Raw genomic sequence first — 13,956 nt, 5'->3', positions numbered from 1 at the left:
GCGGCGGCCGCCGAACCGGAACCACTACGGCGGGCGGTCGCCATCCCTCGCGCATGGAACTCGGCGTCATCGGACTCGGGCGGATGGGGCAGATCGTCGTGAACCGGTCGCTGGAGGCGGGCCACGACGTGGTCGCGTTCGACCTCTCGGCGGAGGCGACGGCGACCGCGGCGGAGGCGGGCGCGGAGCCCGCGGAGTCGGTCGAAGACCTCTGCGATCGGTTGGACGGGTCCGACGGAGGCGAGAGCGCCGAGGGCGGCAAGCGCATCTGGCTCATGGTGCCCGCCGGCGACGCGGTCGACGCCACCCTCGCGGACCTAGAGCCGCACCTCGACGGCGACGACGTGGTCGTCGACGGCGGCAACTCGCGGTTCCGCGAGTCGGTCCGGCGCGCCGAGGAGACGGACGCCGCCTACCTCGACTGCGGTACGTCGGGCGGGCCGGCCAGCGCCGAGGCGGGGTTCTCGCTCATGGTCGGCGGGCCGGCGTGGGCGTACGAGGCGATGACCCCGGTCTTCGACGCGGTCGCGACCGGACCGGCCGGCCACGACCGGATGGGCGAGTCGGGATCGGGCCACTACGTGAAGATGGTCCACAACGGCGTGGAGTACGCGCTGATGCAGGCGTACGGTGAGGGGTTCGAGCTGCTCGCTGAGGGCCGGTACGACCTCGACATGGAGTCGGTGGCGCGCACGTGGAACAACGGCGCCGTCATCCGGTCGTGGCTCTTGGAGCTCTGCGAGGAGGCGTTCCGCGAGGAGGGGTCGGACCTGGGCGACGTCGCGGACCACGTCGCCGGCGGGTCCACGGGCACGTGGACCGTCGAGGAGGCGCTCGAACAGGAGGTCCCCGTGCCGATCATCTATCAGGCGCTCGCGGAGCGGTTCGACTCGCGGAACGAGGGGCGGTTCTCGCGGCGGCTCGCGAACCGGCTCCGGTACGGGTTCGGTCGTCACGAGATCGCGCGGCGGTCGGACGCCGAGTAGGCGCCGATTTATTCATTTCCGCCGGCTGTCAACCCTTGTCGATTATCAACTTCGATCGCGCTCCGGGTAACGCTTATATACAACCGTGGCAGAGGATATCACGCATAGCATGTTCGAGCGATTTTCCAGCGGCTACTATCTGGGGGAACTGTACGTCGAGCCCCACGACGGCGACCGCGCCGTCATCCGGCGGGCCGACCACGAGCAGGTCAACGAGCAGCTCTACGCGGACGGCGAGGGGATCGAGCGGCTCGACGCGCCCCTCGTGATGAAGCTCGGCTCGGGTCACATCCCGGTCGCCGGCGACGACGACGTGCCGAGCGGGACGCTCGCGCTCCCCCACGAGCTCGCGGACGAGACCCTCCCGGACCGGAGGAACGTGTTGCTGGCGGACGCGGATCGGGCGGAGGCGCTGCTGCGGTGGGAAGGGTGGGAGCCGTTCGTGAACGCGTAGTACGACGTGATGGATCTGGTTTTCCGTGTCGTCTGTGTTTTATAAGTGGTCGACCGGTGAGCGACGCTGAACACCTCCAAAGCCCCAGCCGCTCGCTTATAATCGATCGATAGCAGGTCGACGCTGAACCACTCCAAAGCCCCAGCCGCGACGACTCGCGCGCCTTGCTGCGCGCCTCGCTCGCGTTGCTCGCTGCGGTGCTTACTGCGGCGTGCTTCGTCCTCGCGGCTGCCCCTTTGAGTCCCGCCCCGCACAGCAACCGCGCCTCACGCCTCCCCAGCCTCGTCGGTCGCCCTCCGCGTTGCTCCGGGCGACCGACTCCCTCGCACGCGCTCCTCGCGCCCGTCGGGCGCTCGGAGGCGCACGCCGCCGCAATCCTTTATAAACCGTTTCGATGGTTCGCTCGCCGCAGACGCACCTTTTAGGTCGCCAGCGGTCGCGGGGTCGGTATGATCGACAGGCTGCTCGGCCGCGCCGAGCTGAAGGAGAAGATTGCGGAGTTGGAGGAGGAGAAGCGCCACCTCGAACGCCGCGCCGAGGCCGAGGAGGAGCGCCGGTCCGACGCGGTCGCCGACCGCCAGCGCGCCGAGGAGCGCGTCAACGATCTCGAACACCGGATCGAGTCGCTGGAGGAGCGGCTGAGCCGGGCGGAGGGCGAGGAGGAATCGGTCGAGTTCCGACGCGTGAGCGACGCCCGCGGCGCGCGCCTGACCGACGTCCTCGACCGCTTCCGGGCCGTCGAGAGCGCCGATCCGGAGGGGCTGCTCACGGCGTTCGTCCCGAGCGACGACGCGGTGCCGACGAGCGTGTCGGAGTGGTTCGGCGACCGGACTCGGCTGGTCCGGCGGGCCGCGCCCGCGGTCGTCCTCGCCGACGACTCGGGCGCGGTGAGCGCGGCGATCGCGCCGCCGATCGAGCCCGAGCCCTTCGACCGGTGGGACGACGCCTTCCGGCTGGAGGAGCCGTGGTTCCGCCCGACCGGCCGGTTCGCCTTCGCCGTGGTCCGGTCGGACACGTTCGCGATGGGCACGTACGAGGGGACCGAGCGCGTCGCCTTCGAGGGGTTCGCCTCCGACGTGAAGGGGGCCCACTCGAAGGGGGGCTTCTCGCAGGGGCGCTTCGAACGACGCCGCGAGGGCCAGATCGACGACCACCTGAAGAAGGCGAACCGGGAACTGGCCGCCGTCGCCGACGCGGGCGACGTCGACCGCGTGATCGTCGTCGGCGAGCGGAGCGTGCTCGGCGAGGTCCGCGAGCACGCCGACGTCACCGACGTCTCGGACGCGACCGGGAAGCCGAAGGCGGCGCTCGAGAACGCCTTCAGCGACTTCTGGACCGCCCGGGTCCACGCGATCTGATCCGGTTCGTCGAGACGGGCGCGAATTCGACCGCGCTCGGCGGTAGGGCGTGTATAACTATGAGGCTCAGTGGCAAACTATCGCACGGAGGGACGTCACACGCTCCCTCTCCCCCCTCTCGGCGTTCGTTTTTTCGATCCGTGCCGGAGTTCCGAGCGACGCGTGCTCTCGTCGACCGCCGTCGAGAGGAACAGGCCTATGTCGGCGTCGCACGGTGGTGGATCCATGACACGGTCGGGTTCGGATCCCGCGGTTCGGTCGCTCCTCGCCGTCTCGCTCGTCGCGGTCCTGCTACTCGCCGCGCTGGGGGTCGCCGGAGGCGCGGCGGTCGGCGACCGCGGCGTCTCGGGCGAGACCACCTTTCACGGATCGGTCGGTCCCGCGTCGCTCGAGGGGGACGGGAGCGCCTCGGCCGCCGACGGGGACGGGGGCACCGCGACGAGTCAGGTCGACGATTCCGACAGGATCCGTCTGCGGAACGAGCTGTTCGCGACCGAGGAAGCCGGGACGGTCGGCGTCACGACGCGGGCGGAGCTACCCGACCGCGTCACGGAGTTCCGGGTGACCCTGCTCAGCGCGAACGACGACGCGGTCGAGGCCGACGGCTTCGAGCCGGCCGACGGGGGCGGCTCGGGCGCGTCGACGTGGGCGTGGGACGGGGAGACGCGGAACCCCTCGCTCACCTACGCGACGGACGCCAACGACACCGTCGAGGAGGCGGGGCCGCTCGGCGCCCGCGGCTCCTACCGGTTCGTCGACACGGGCGAGTGGGCGCTGGTCCGGACGCCGCGGACGAGCGCGAGCTGGTCGTACACCGGGCAGTACGACGGGCAGGTCCGGCTGACGCGGGAGAACGCCGTCGACGGCGAGGGGGTCGCTTCCCAGGCGATGGCGTTCATCGGTCCGTACGAAGAGTACGTCAGCGAGGCGGACGGCCAGCGCCACCGGCTGATCGTCCCCGCGGCGGCCGATCTCGAGGCGACTCCCGAGGAGGTGTTCGGCGTCTTCGAGTCGGCGTCGACCGCGCTGCAGGTGGGCGTGCGCGACGAGACGGTGTTCGCGGTGGCGGCGCCCACCGACGGCGTCGAGTGGGGGGTCCGCGGGCTCCAGATCGGCGACGCCGACGTGTGGGTCCGGGACACCGAGCCGGCGGGCACCGCCGATGACGTGTGGACCCACGAGTACGTCCACACGCGCCAAGCGTATCGGACCGACGCGAGCGGCCGGTGGATCACCGAGGCGAGCGCGACCTACTACGCCGCGCTGTTCGCCCTGGACCGCGGTGACGCCGACTTCGAGGCGTTCGAGCGGACGCTGGCGCGCGGCGAGCGCGATCCCGACGCCTCCGCGATCCTCGCCGACCCCGGGACGTGGGAGCGGAACCCGGACTACACGAAGGGGGCGCTCGTCGCGGGCGAGATCGATCGCCGGCTCCGCGTCGCGACCGACGGGAGCGCGTCGCTGGCGACGGTCCTCCGCGACCTGAACGCCGCGGACGGGCCGATCACCAACGAGGACGTCCTCGACGCGGTCGAGGCGGCCGCGGCCGAGGGGGCCGACGCCGAGACCGCGGCCGCGATCCGCGCCGAGGCCGAGCGCCTGACGACCACGCGGGAGACGGCGGAGACGTGGGACCGCGCGGCCCACGCCGAGGCGTTCGGCGAGACGCCGGCGCAGGTCGGCTACGCGCTCGCGGACGACGGCGTCCGCGCGACCGGCGAGTACCGCGATCGCCCCGTCTCCCGCGACCCGGTGGAACTCGTCGCGGGCGAGACGCTCGCGGTCGCGGTCGACGTCGCCAACACGGGCGGCGTCGCGGGCGAGTACGACCTCGCGCTGACCGTCGACGGGGAGGTCGTCGACTCCCGGTCCGGAACCGTCGACGCGGGCGCGGAGGCGACCGAGCGCTTCGAGCACGAGTTCGCGGAGCCCGGTGAGTACGCGGTCCGGGCCGCCGGCGAGCGACTGACCGTCGTCGTCTCCGAGCCTGCGCCGCCGTCGGTCCGCGACGTCTCGACCGGTGCGGAGCGCGTGACCGCCGGCGAGTCGCTTCGCGTCACCGCGGCCGTCGGCAACGACGCGGGACTCCCCGCCGGCGGCGACGTCGAGTTCCGCGTCGACGGCGAGACGGTCGCCACGGCGCCGGTCCGTCTCGACGCCGACGCCGAGGGGACGGTCGCCCGGAACGTCACGCTCGGGGGGGCGTCCGGCGGGATCGGCGGCGACCGGACGGTAACCGTGAGCGTCGTCGGGCCGGAAGACGAGGCGTCGACGACCGTCACCGTCGAGGGCGACGGGCCCCTCGGCGGCGCCACCGACGACGGCGTCCCCGGGTTCGGTCCCGTCGCCGCCGTGGTCGCGCTCGTCGCCGCCGCCGGGCTGTTCGGTCGGCGCGACCCCTGATCAGAAGGGGGCCTCGGGGCCCTCGTCGGCCGCGCCGTCGCTCCCGTCGGGGTCGTCGTCCCCTCCCGCTCTCGTCGCCAGCTCGCCGACCTCGCGTTCCCACCCCTCGATTCCGCCGCGGAGGCTCTCGACGCGCGCGTCCTCGATCCCGGCGTAGCTTCCGATCAGCTGGGCGGCCTGCCGGCTGGCGATCCCGTGCGGGCAGACGGTCACGATCCGCGAGGCGCCAGCCAGCTCCTCGACGCGGGTCGTCAGCTCCGGGAACGGGACGCACTCGCTTCCCGGAAGGTGGCCGCGGTCGAACGCCCGCCGGTCGCGGATGTCGACGATCCGGAGGTCGTCCGGAGGGTCTCTCGCTTCGTCGTCGAGGAGCGCCGCCAGCTCTTCGGGGTCGATCTCGCCGTCCATCAGGGGAGCGGGCAGAGGCTCGCCGTGAGCACGGCTCGCTCGTCCGTGTCGTTGCGCGCGCCGTGGACCGCGCCGCGCTCGTTGAGGACCACTGCGGGCGCCGCGAGCGCCTCCGCGGTCCCGTCCCTGACGACCGTCGGCTCCCCCTCGATGACGTGGAAGACGTTGGTCGCGTCGACGTGTTCGTGCGGGTCGACGGCGGCGTCCGGACCGAGGACGAACGCCTTGACGAGCACGTCGTCGGTGACGACGAGCTCGGCGGTCTCCACCTCGCCCGCGGCGGGGTCGAGGTCGGCGACTGCGTCCGCGTATCTGTCGAGCGTCATGACCGACGGTCGTCGCCGTCGATATAAAAGGATCGTGCCGAGTCGAGACGCGCGGCGGATTGAGACCCGCGGCGGGCTACTCGCGCGCGCCGGGCGGGAGCGGGTCGGCGTGGTCGGCGATCGCCTCCGCGACGCGGTGCGGCTCCTCGTGGACGACCCAGTGCGTCGCGGCGTCGAGGGTCAACAGCCGGCCGTCCGCGCAGTGCTCCACGCTCCGGCCCGCCATCCGCTTGGTGAGGAACCGGTCCTTCGCGCCCCAGATCACCAGCGTCGGGACCTCGACGCGGGTGCGTTCCGGCTCGGGTCGGTCCCGGACGATCGCCCGGTACCAGTTCACCATCGCCTCGAAGGCGCCCTCGCGGTTCCACGCGCGGCGGTAGCGTCGGACGTCCTCGTCGCTGAACGTGCCGGGGGTACTCGAGTCGCGGAGGCCGCGGACGGCCAGCCGCCAGTTCCCCGCGCTGGCGACGGCCTCGGGGAGCTTCGGGAGCTGGAACGCGAGCATATACCAGCTCTTGAGCCGCTGGTCCCACGAGCTCCGGAGCGTCTCCCTGAAGACGGTCGGGTGCGGGACGTTGACGGCGACGAATTCGGAGACGCGGTCGGCGTGGTGGAGCGCGAGCCACCACCCGACCGCCGCGCCCCAGTCGTGGCCGGCGACGGCGGCGGTATCCCGACCGTACGCGTCGACGATGCCGACCACGTCGCGGGCGAGCTCGCCGATCCGGTAGTCGCTCACGGCGGGCGGCTTCTCCGAGAGGTTGTACCCGCGCTGGTCGGGGACCACCACGCGGTACCCGGCGTTGGCGAGCGTCGCGATCGCCTCGTGCCACCCGTACCAGAACTCGGGGAAGCCGTGGAGCAGGACGAGCAGCTTCCCGTCCTCCGGCCCCGCCTCGACAACGTGGAGCCGGACGCCGTTCGTCTCGACCGCTCGCGACTCGGCCGGCACCGACTCGGGGATCTCGTCAGTCGGGACGTGGGCGTCGAGGGCGTCGACGCCGCGGACCGCCTCGGTCGTCGCATCGGTCATGCGTTCCCCTTCGCCCGCCCGCGGCAAATAGCTACGCTCGCCGCCGTCTTCGAGATGCTCGCCGCCGTCTCCGAGATCGAAATCCTCAAGCCGCTGGCATGCGCTTTCTGGGGTATACTCGTGTTGCTGACGCGCGGCTCGAAGAGGCGGGGGTCGGTCGCCGGCCCGTCTCCTCGTCAGAGAACCGTGTCCCGCTCCAATCGCCGAGGGGACGGGACACGACCGGTCGGGCCGTCTCGCGGCGTCGCGGCGTCTGAGGTACCCATCGCATAACATGGCACCGGACACGTCACACTCGGACGAGACGGAATCGGAGTCGTCCACTGCGGCGGGGTCGCCGACGACGGAATCGGAGCGCGAGGTCTCCAACGTCGTCCTCGTCACGATCGACTCGCTGCGGGCCGACGCGGTCGCGCCGTACGACGCCGATCGGATCTCGCCGGTGCTCGCCGACCTCGCCGCCGACGGAACGACGTTCGACCGGGCGTTCGCGACCGGGAACTGGACGCCGTTCTCGTTCCCGTCGATCCTCGCGTCGGAGCCCGTCTTCGCCCGGAACGGCGACATCGGCGTGACCGACGCGCGGACGCTCGCCTCGGTGCTCTCGGAGGCCGGGATCGCGACCGGCGGTTTCAACGCCGCCAACGGCTTCCTCACGTCTCACTGGGGGTATCCCGAGGGGTTCGACGAGTTCGAGCCGTTCGTCACCAGCGTCGGGTCGAGCCGGTACAGCCGGTACCTCGCCGCGCACCCGACGGTCGAGGCGTGGATCCAGCTGCTCGCCTCGCCGTTCCGGCGCCTCAAATCCAGGCTTTGGGGAGAGAGCGACGAGCGCCCCTTCCTCGACGCCTCGCGGATGTTCGACGTCGAGGACGCCGCCACCGAGTTCATCGACGAGACGGACGGCCCCTTCTTCCTGTGGACCCACTACATGGACACCCACACGCCGTACGTCCCGGCGCCGCGGTACATCCGCGAGGTGTCGGACGGGCTCGTCGGGACCCACCGGATGCTCCACGCGCACACCCGCACGAGCCTCGGGCTCGAGGTCGGCGAGCGGACCCTCCGCGACCTCCGGACGCTGTACCAGGCGACCGTCAGGCAGGTCGACGCGAGCGTGGGGCGGGTGCTCGACGCGCTCGAAGCGGCCGGCGTCGCCGACGAGACCGCGATCGTCGTCGCGGGCGACCACGGCGAGGAGTTCCAGGAGCACGGCCACCTCGCGCACTACCCGAAGCTGTACGACGAGCTGATCCGCGTGCCGCTCGTCGTGAACGTCCCCGGCGAGGAGGGCGGACGCGTCTCCCGACACGTCGGGCTCGACGCGATCCCGCCGACGGTGGCCGACCTGCTCGGCGTCGAGTCGCCGCCGGAGTGGCGCGGGGAGTCGGTGGCGCCCGCGGTCCGAGGCGACGGCGACCCCGATCAGGACCCCGTCGTCTCCGTGACCGTCCGCGGCGAGGAGGTGACCGAGCAGCCGATCCCGCGGTCGATGGCCGACGGCGACCTCCTCGTGAGCGTCCGCGACGCGGAGTGGACGTACATCGAGAACGCGGACACGGGGGAGACGGAGCTGTACCACCGTCCCTCGGACCCCACCCAGCAGGAGGACCTGTCCGCGGACCCGACGGACGAGGAGCTGGCCGTCGTCGAGCGGTTCGCGCCGATCGCCGCGGACCACGTCGCCGAGCTCCGCGACCGGGAGGGGGAGGCCGCCGGGGACGACGAGGTCGACGAGGACCTCGAGGCCCGGCTCGAGGCGCTCGGCTATCGGTGATGGTCCGGGCGATCCTCCGCAACCTCGTCAGCGGACCGATCGCCGTTCAGATGCGCCGGTTCGTCGTCGTCGGCGCGTTCACCGCGGGGATCCAGATGGGGCTGCTCTGGCTGTTCGTCGACGCCGCCGGGATCAACTACCTGATCGGCGCGACGGTCGCCATCGAGATCACCATCGTTCTGTCGTACGTGTTCAACAACGCGTGGACGTTCGAGGCGAGCCAGAACACGGGCACGGCGGAGTACCTCTCCGGGCTCGCGAAGACGAACCTCGTCCGCGGCACCGCGATCCCGATCCAGCTCGGCGTCCTCTACGCGCTCGTGGAGTGGGGCGAGGTCATGTACCTCGTCGCGAACGGGGTCGCCATCTTCCTCAGCGGGCTCTACCGGTTCGCGCTCGACTCCCAGTGGACGTGGGGGTGACCCCGGTCAGCGGTCAGAAGGGAAGCCGGGGCTCGACGCGAGCGATCACGTCGCGGATCGCCTCCTGCTTGTAGTAGCCGACCACAGACGCGATGACGACGACGAGGATGAGCGCGATCCCGGAGAGGAACCGCCCGCTCGCGAGCTCGCCGCCGGCGTACACCGTGAGCACGTACGCGGGGAGTCGACCGACGGCGATGACGCCCATGAACGCCGGGAGCTTCCACTTCGTGAGCCCGCTCAGGAAACAGATGGCGTCGTCCGGGAGCCCGGGGATGATCACGAACGCGAACAGCCCCGGGAGTCCGACCGTGTCGACGAACCCGTCGAACCGATCGATCACGTCCGCGTGGATCACGTCCTCGACGAACGACCGGCCGTAGCGCTTCGACAGCGAGAACGCGATCGCGCTTCCGATGAGCACGCCCGTGACGCTGTAGACCGTGCCGGCGAGTGGGCCGAAGAGGTACCCCGCGACGAGGGCGACGACCTGTCCCGGGATCGGCGCGACGATCACCTGAAGCGCCTGGATCGCGATGAACACGAGCGGCGCGAGCACGCCGAACTGCCGGAGCCACAGCCGCAGGGCCTCGGCGTCGGTGAGGAACGCGGCGTACTCCCGAACGAAGAGATAGAGCCCGGCGAAGGCGACCGCGACGGCGACGATCGCGAGGATCCCCCGCCGCCGGTCCGACGCCGAGGCGAAGAGCTTCATTCGTGTTACACCCGGCCAGCGGTGGACTTGAAGGTTGTCAAAAGCGCGGTTCGGAGTCGCGGAGCCTCCCCGGTTGGCTCCGTGGCCGGGGGAGCGCTCTCCTCGTCGTCTCACGCCTGCCGGTGAGCCGTCATCTCACGCGGTACGCGCCGCTACGCGGTTCAAAACGGATGCGGGAAGTGGGCCGGCACGAATTTGAATCGTGGTTACGGCCACCCGAAGGCCGAAGGATACCAAGCTACCCCACCGGCCCGCACTCGACAGAAGGCCGTTCGTTCTTTTAACCTTTCCGAATGCCGGAAACGGCGGCCGATCGGCCCCGGCTCGATCCGCCGCCGAGCGACCGGCTCACGCCTCGAAGTACCGGTCGCGGTGCTCGCGACAGCCGGGGTTGAACTCGGCGCCGCAGCGCGGGCAGGCGTCGTCGTCGGGCTTCGCCCGACTGCTAGAGGCGCAACGCGCCTCTCCGTCGCCGTCGAGGTACTCGCGGGCCGAGAGGGTCGCGCGGCAGACCCCGCAGAGCACCGCCGGCTCGTCGAAGCGGTCCCGAGGCCACGGTTCGGCCGGGTGATCCGCCGCGGCGTCGTGACAGGCGTCGCAGGGGTAGTAGGCCTCACAGCAGCCGAACCGGAGCGCGATCACGTCGACGGGGTCGTCCCAGTGAGCGCATCGCGTCTCGGGGTCGACGGCGACCCCGCGCAGGGGGACCGCGAACCGGTCGTCGGTCGCGGGCGCGGTCGTGGTCCGCCGGTCAGTAGGACTCGTAGCCATCGGTGTCGAGCCAGTTGTGGACGACCGACACGGTGTGGTCGGCGTGGAGCAGTTCGGGGCCGACGCGGACGCGGCGCTCCGCGCGCTCGGCGAGCAGCGACTCCTCCCCGTCGGTGAAGTCGCGGTGGTCCGAGAGGACGAACACCGGATCGTCGGGCGGCGCGGCGTCGACGAGGGGGTCGCCGTCCTCGTGGAGCTGGACGAGGGTCTGGTCGGTGGCCCCGCCGCCGGCGCCGCCCGTCCCGTTCGAGTCCAGCAGCCGGTCCAGCGTCGCTTCGAGCCCCATCCGGCGGAGCTCGACCCCCGGTGAGACGTCGGCGGGCATGTGCCCGATCGCGTCGGGCTTCGCGGCGAGCGCGTCGCGGACCCGGGCGGCGACGTTGCGCTCGTCCGGGTGGAGGTGGCGGAGGCTGTCCGCGTCGAAGGTGACCGTGAGTTCGTCGGCGACGACGAGGTGGACCCGCACCGCCTCGCGGATCCCGTGCGAGAGGAAGACGCCGGTCGCGACGCACCGACAGAGCAGGTCGAGCCGGCCCGCGCCGGGCAGGTCCGACAGCGAGACCGCGTCCGGATCGGTCGGCGCCTCGTGGCCGACGACGACGAACTGGCGCATACGGTCGGGTCGACCCGGACCCTGATAAGGCACGCGACCGGAAGACGACGCATGAGCGTCGCCGGACTCTGTCAGGTGTGCGAGGCGGCGCAGGCGCGCCACGGCTGCCCGCGGTGCGGCCGCGCCGTCTGCGACGACCACTGGAACGACGGCGCCGGCGCCTGTACGGCGTGTCTGCAGGGCCGTCAGCAGTGACTCGGCCCCGAACCCGACCGGCCGTCCACGAACCGCCTACCGGTGCCGGTTCAGTCGCTTCTTGAGCCGCTTCGCCGCGTCGCCGGCGGCGCCGAAGTACGTCGCCTCGTCGCCCGGGCGGCTCGACTCCTCGCCCGCGAAGATGATGCCGCGCGAGGAGTTGACGAGCCCCACGTCGACGGCGGCGTCCGGCCGGGCGGCCAGCCCGTGTTCGACCGCGGCCTCCGCGTCGCCGCCCTGCGCGCCCACGCCGGGGACGAGGAAGGGGATCTCCGGGACGATCTCGCGGACCTCGGCCAGCTCCTCGGGCGCGGTCGCGCCGACCACGAGCCCGACGTTGTCGTTCCCGTTCCACACGTCCGCGAGCGCCGCGACGCGCTCGTAGAGGGGTTCGCCGGAGGCGAGCTCGAGGTCCTGGAGGTCGCTCCCGCCGGGGTTCGAGGTGCGACAGAGGACGAACACGCCCTTCTCCGCGCGGTCGAGGAACGGCTGGAGGGAGTCGCGGCCGAGGTACGGGTTCACCGTGATCGCGTCGGCGTGATCGAGCGCCGCGGCGTACCGCCGCGTCGTGTTGCCGATGTCGGCGCGCTTCGCGTCGAGGAGGACGGGGACGTCCTTCCCGTGGGCGTAGGCGATCGTCTCCCGGAGCGCGCGCCAGCCGTCGGCGTCCTCGTAGAACGCCGCGTTCGGCTTGTAGCAGGCGGCGTGCTCGTGGGTGGCGTCGATGATCCGGCGGTTGAACGCCCACCGCGGCAGGTCGGCGTCGGCGACGGAGTCGGGGAGCCGGCTCGGGTCCGGGTCGAGCCCGACCGAGACGACGCTGTCCGTCGATTCGATCCGGGCCGCCAGCGTCTCGAAGAAGCTCATGCCCGACCGTGCGTCCGGGGGCGCGCTAAACGTTGCGTTCCGCCCCGCGGCTCGCGCCTCTCAAGCTTCCGTGGATCGGTCCCCGGCGTACATCGCGATCGTCCCGAACAGGTACCGCTCCTCCGTCAGCGTCTCAGCGTTGTCCGCGAGCGCCCGCCGCGCGGCCGCCGTCCGCGCGTCCAGCCGTTCGAGGGGGTCGTCTGCGTCCAGGTCGAACAGCCGACCGTTCATGCGCGCGAACGCCGAGAGCGCGGCGTTCGCCGGGCGGCTCCCGCGCGGCGCGAACGCCGCGACGACGACCGTGTCGGCCAGCCCGCACCAGTCGCTCACGACCGCGTACGGGTCGGGGAACAGGGACGTGACGAACGTCGCGAGCACCGCGTCGGCCGACCGGACCGGCGGGTCGGTCGCGTCGCCCCGCACGAACTCGACGTTCTCCCACCCTCGGCGCTCCGCCAGCCCTCGCGCCCGGTCGAGCATCGCGCCGGTGATGTCGACGCCGACGACGCGTCCCGTCGGGCCTACGGCCTCTCGAAGGGCGGGGACGTTGACGCCGGGCCCACAGCCGAACTCGACGACGGTGTCGCCGGGATCGAGGTCGAGCGCCCGCACGCAGCCCGCCCGCACGCCGCCGACCGACGCGGTCCCCCGCGCGAACCAGTCGTAGGCCCGCGCCCACGCGGCGTAGCCGCGCTGGATTCTGTGCGCTGCGGACTCGTCGTCGGCCGCCGCGGAGGGGCCGCCGCCCGAGCGAGTCTCGCCGGTCCGCGCCGCCGACCGCGACCTCGGGCGCCGACGGTCCCGGGTCACGACCGGGCGCGGACCTCCGCGGGCGCGGTCTTCGGCCACCACAGCTCAGGTCCGTCGCGCGCGACCGTGGAGTAACACCGCTCGCTCCCGTCGCAGTCCCGCGGGCGCTGGTAGTCGATCCCCCGCTCCCCGAGGTACGTCACGTAGCCGTCGTCGACGCGGTCGAGCTTCTCGTGGCACACCCACTTCTCGCCGTAGATCCCGGCGCCGACGTTCCGGTACGGACAGGTGAACGTCGTCCGCTCCGCGCCCGCCTCGCTCTCGGTCTCGTCGATGTCGACGCCCACCGACCGGTACGCCAGCCTGAGCCGCCGGACGACGCGCTTCGGCGACGACGCGCCGAGGAAGAGCCCGTGCGCGAGGGCGTAGCCGAAGCCGTGGAGCAGCCGCTCGACCCGCGTCAGGTCGTCCGGGTCGTCGTCGAGCATCGACCGCAGGGTCGCGTACCACCCCGCGATCTCGGCCACCTCGTCGGCCGCCTCGTCGGCCGCCGCGAGCGCCCGGCGCTTCTCCGGGAGGGGCGCGGCGCCGTCCGAGAGCCGGAACGACGGCACCGCCTCGACGTGTTCGAGCACGTCCTCGCGGAGGATCTCGCCCGCGGCGTACGTCTCGGTCAGCTCCCCGAGCTCGGGATACCACTCGCGCGTCAGCCTGCCGTACGTCCCGTCGAGGAGGTCGTCGACGCGAACGGTCGCTTCGTCGTCGACCGATTCGACGCCGTCCGCCGCGGGGAACGCGTCGACGACCCGCCGCAGTTCGGCGGGGTCCGGTCCTGCCATGGTCTCACGTGGCGGGCGACGGACTTGAATCCGGAGGTC

Annotated in this window: 16 protein-coding genes and 1 tRNA gene; 7 read left to right on the top strand and 10 right to left on the bottom strand. The window is 72.1% G+C overall.

What is annotated here, in order from left to right:
* The first annotated feature begins 53 nt into the window (after window positions 1-53).
* The 4 genes from B4V04_RS18035 to B4V04_RS18020 all read left to right on the top strand — a co-directional run bounded on the left by B4V04_RS18035 (window position 54) and on the right by B4V04_RS18020 (window position 5,201).
* Window positions 54-986, top strand: a complete 933-nt coding sequence (locus tag B4V04_RS18035; protein ID WP_498233031.1) for an NADP-dependent phosphogluconate dehydrogenase — start codon at window positions 54-56, stop codon at window positions 984-986.
* A 109-nt stretch (window positions 987-1,095) separates the two neighbouring features.
* Window positions 1,096-1,440 (top strand): DUF5802 family protein, encoded by a 345-nt coding sequence (locus tag B4V04_RS18030; RefSeq protein WP_498233030.1) that lies wholly within the window; start codon window positions 1,096-1,098, stop codon window positions 1,438-1,440.
* Window positions 1,441-1,889: 449 nt separating this feature from the next.
* Window positions 1,890-2,798, top strand: coding sequence for a Vms1/Ankzf1 family peptidyl-tRNA hydrolase (locus B4V04_RS18025; protein ID WP_498233029.1), 909 nt, complete (start codon window positions 1,890-1,892; stop codon window positions 2,796-2,798).
* A gap of 225 nt (window positions 2,799-3,023) precedes the next feature.
* Window positions 3,024-5,201 (top strand): PGF-CTERM sorting domain-containing protein, encoded by a 2,178-nt coding sequence (locus tag B4V04_RS18020; protein WP_498233028.1) that lies wholly within the window; start codon window positions 3,024-3,026, stop codon window positions 5,199-5,201.
* Here the strand turns inward: B4V04_RS18020 and B4V04_RS18015 are convergent, their stop codons facing one another.
* From B4V04_RS18015 to B4V04_RS18005, 3 genes are all read right to left on the bottom strand, one after another.
* Entirely contained in the window at window positions 5,202-5,609 is a 408-nt protein-coding gene (locus tag B4V04_RS18015; protein WP_498233027.1) for a rhodanese-like domain-containing protein, read from the bottom strand.
* The gene (locus B4V04_RS18010) at window positions 5,609-5,935 is read right to left on the bottom strand and encodes a cupin domain-containing protein (protein WP_144796496.1); all 327 of its coding nucleotides are present in this window, start codon (window positions 5,933-5,935) and stop codon (window positions 5,609-5,611) included. Before B4V04_RS18010 ends, B4V04_RS18015 begins: the two co-directional genes overlap by 1 nt.
* A 76-nt stretch (window positions 5,936-6,011) precedes the next feature.
* Window positions 6,012-6,968: an alpha/beta fold hydrolase gene (locus B4V04_RS18005; protein WP_498233026.1), complete on the bottom strand. Its 957-nt coding sequence runs from the start codon at window positions 6,966-6,968 to the stop codon at window positions 6,012-6,014.
* 274 nt (window positions 6,969-7,242) lie between these two features.
* Between B4V04_RS18005 and B4V04_RS18000 the strand changes: the two genes are divergently transcribed.
* Together B4V04_RS18000 and B4V04_RS17995 are read left to right on the top strand one after the other, a co-directional pair.
* Complete coding sequence (locus tag B4V04_RS18000; protein WP_498233025.1) at window positions 7,243-8,745, top strand: sulfatase; 1,503 nt, start codon at window positions 7,243-7,245, stop codon at window positions 8,743-8,745.
* Window positions 8,745-9,167, top strand: a complete 423-nt coding sequence (locus tag B4V04_RS17995; protein WP_498233024.1) for a GtrA family protein — start codon at window positions 8,745-8,747, stop codon at window positions 9,165-9,167. Before B4V04_RS18000 ends, B4V04_RS17995 begins: the two co-directional genes overlap by 1 nt.
* 13 nt (window positions 9,168-9,180) lie before the next feature.
* Here the strand turns inward: B4V04_RS17995 and B4V04_RS17990 are convergent, their stop codons facing one another.
* The 4 genes from B4V04_RS17990 to trmY all read right to left on the bottom strand — a co-directional run bounded on the left by B4V04_RS17990 (window position 9,181) and on the right by trmY (window position 11,266).
* Complete coding sequence (locus B4V04_RS17990; protein ID WP_144796488.1) at window positions 9,181-9,882, bottom strand: TVP38/TMEM64 family protein; 702 nt, start codon at window positions 9,880-9,882, stop codon at window positions 9,181-9,183.
* 180 nt (window positions 9,883-10,062) lie between these two features.
* Window positions 10,063-10,135 (bottom strand) — tRNA-Pro (locus tag B4V04_RS17985).
* A gap of 95 nt (window positions 10,136-10,230) precedes the next feature.
* On the bottom strand, window positions 10,231-10,653 hold the full coding sequence (locus B4V04_RS17980) for a CHY zinc finger protein (RefSeq protein WP_498233023.1): 423 nt from the start codon (window positions 10,651-10,653) through the stop codon (window positions 10,231-10,233).
* Entirely contained in the window at window positions 10,634-11,266 is a 633-nt protein-coding gene (trmY, locus tag B4V04_RS17975; protein ID WP_498233022.1) for a tRNA (pseudouridine(54)-N(1))-methyltransferase TrmY, read from the bottom strand. The genes B4V04_RS17980 and trmY overlap by 20 nt, the downstream gene beginning before the upstream one ends.
* Window positions 11,267-11,317: 51 nt before the next feature.
* Here trmY and B4V04_RS17970 point away from each other — a divergent pair, with 51 nt between their 5' ends.
* A complete protein-coding gene (locus B4V04_RS17970; protein WP_186310935.1) occupies window positions 11,318-11,461 on the top strand; it encodes a hypothetical protein in 144 nt (47 codons plus the stop codon).
* Window positions 11,462-11,497: 36 nt separating this feature from the next.
* Here B4V04_RS17970 and pyrF read toward each other — a convergent pair whose 3' ends face one another.
* From pyrF to B4V04_RS17955, 3 genes are read right to left on the bottom strand one after another with little or no spacing between them, the layout of a single operon-like run.
* Window positions 11,498-12,328, bottom strand: a complete 831-nt coding sequence (gene pyrF, locus B4V04_RS17965; protein WP_498233021.1) for an orotidine-5'-phosphate decarboxylase — start codon at window positions 12,326-12,328, stop codon at window positions 11,498-11,500.
* Between the two features lie 60 nt (window positions 12,329-12,388).
* Window positions 12,389-13,138, bottom strand: coding sequence for a class I SAM-dependent methyltransferase (locus B4V04_RS17960; RefSeq protein WP_498233020.1), 750 nt, complete (start codon window positions 13,136-13,138; stop codon window positions 12,389-12,391).
* A complete protein-coding gene (locus B4V04_RS17955; RefSeq protein ID WP_498233019.1) occupies window positions 13,135-13,917 on the bottom strand; it encodes a hypothetical protein in 783 nt (260 codons plus the stop codon). Before B4V04_RS17955 ends, B4V04_RS17960 begins: the two co-directional genes overlap by 4 nt.
* Window positions 13,918-13,956: the final 39 nt, after the last annotated feature.

This window comes from Halorubrum sp. B52, from assembly GCF_059752555.1.
Note: the sequence above shows the minus strand (reverse complement) of the source record. Positions and strands in the feature narration are given on the sequence as shown.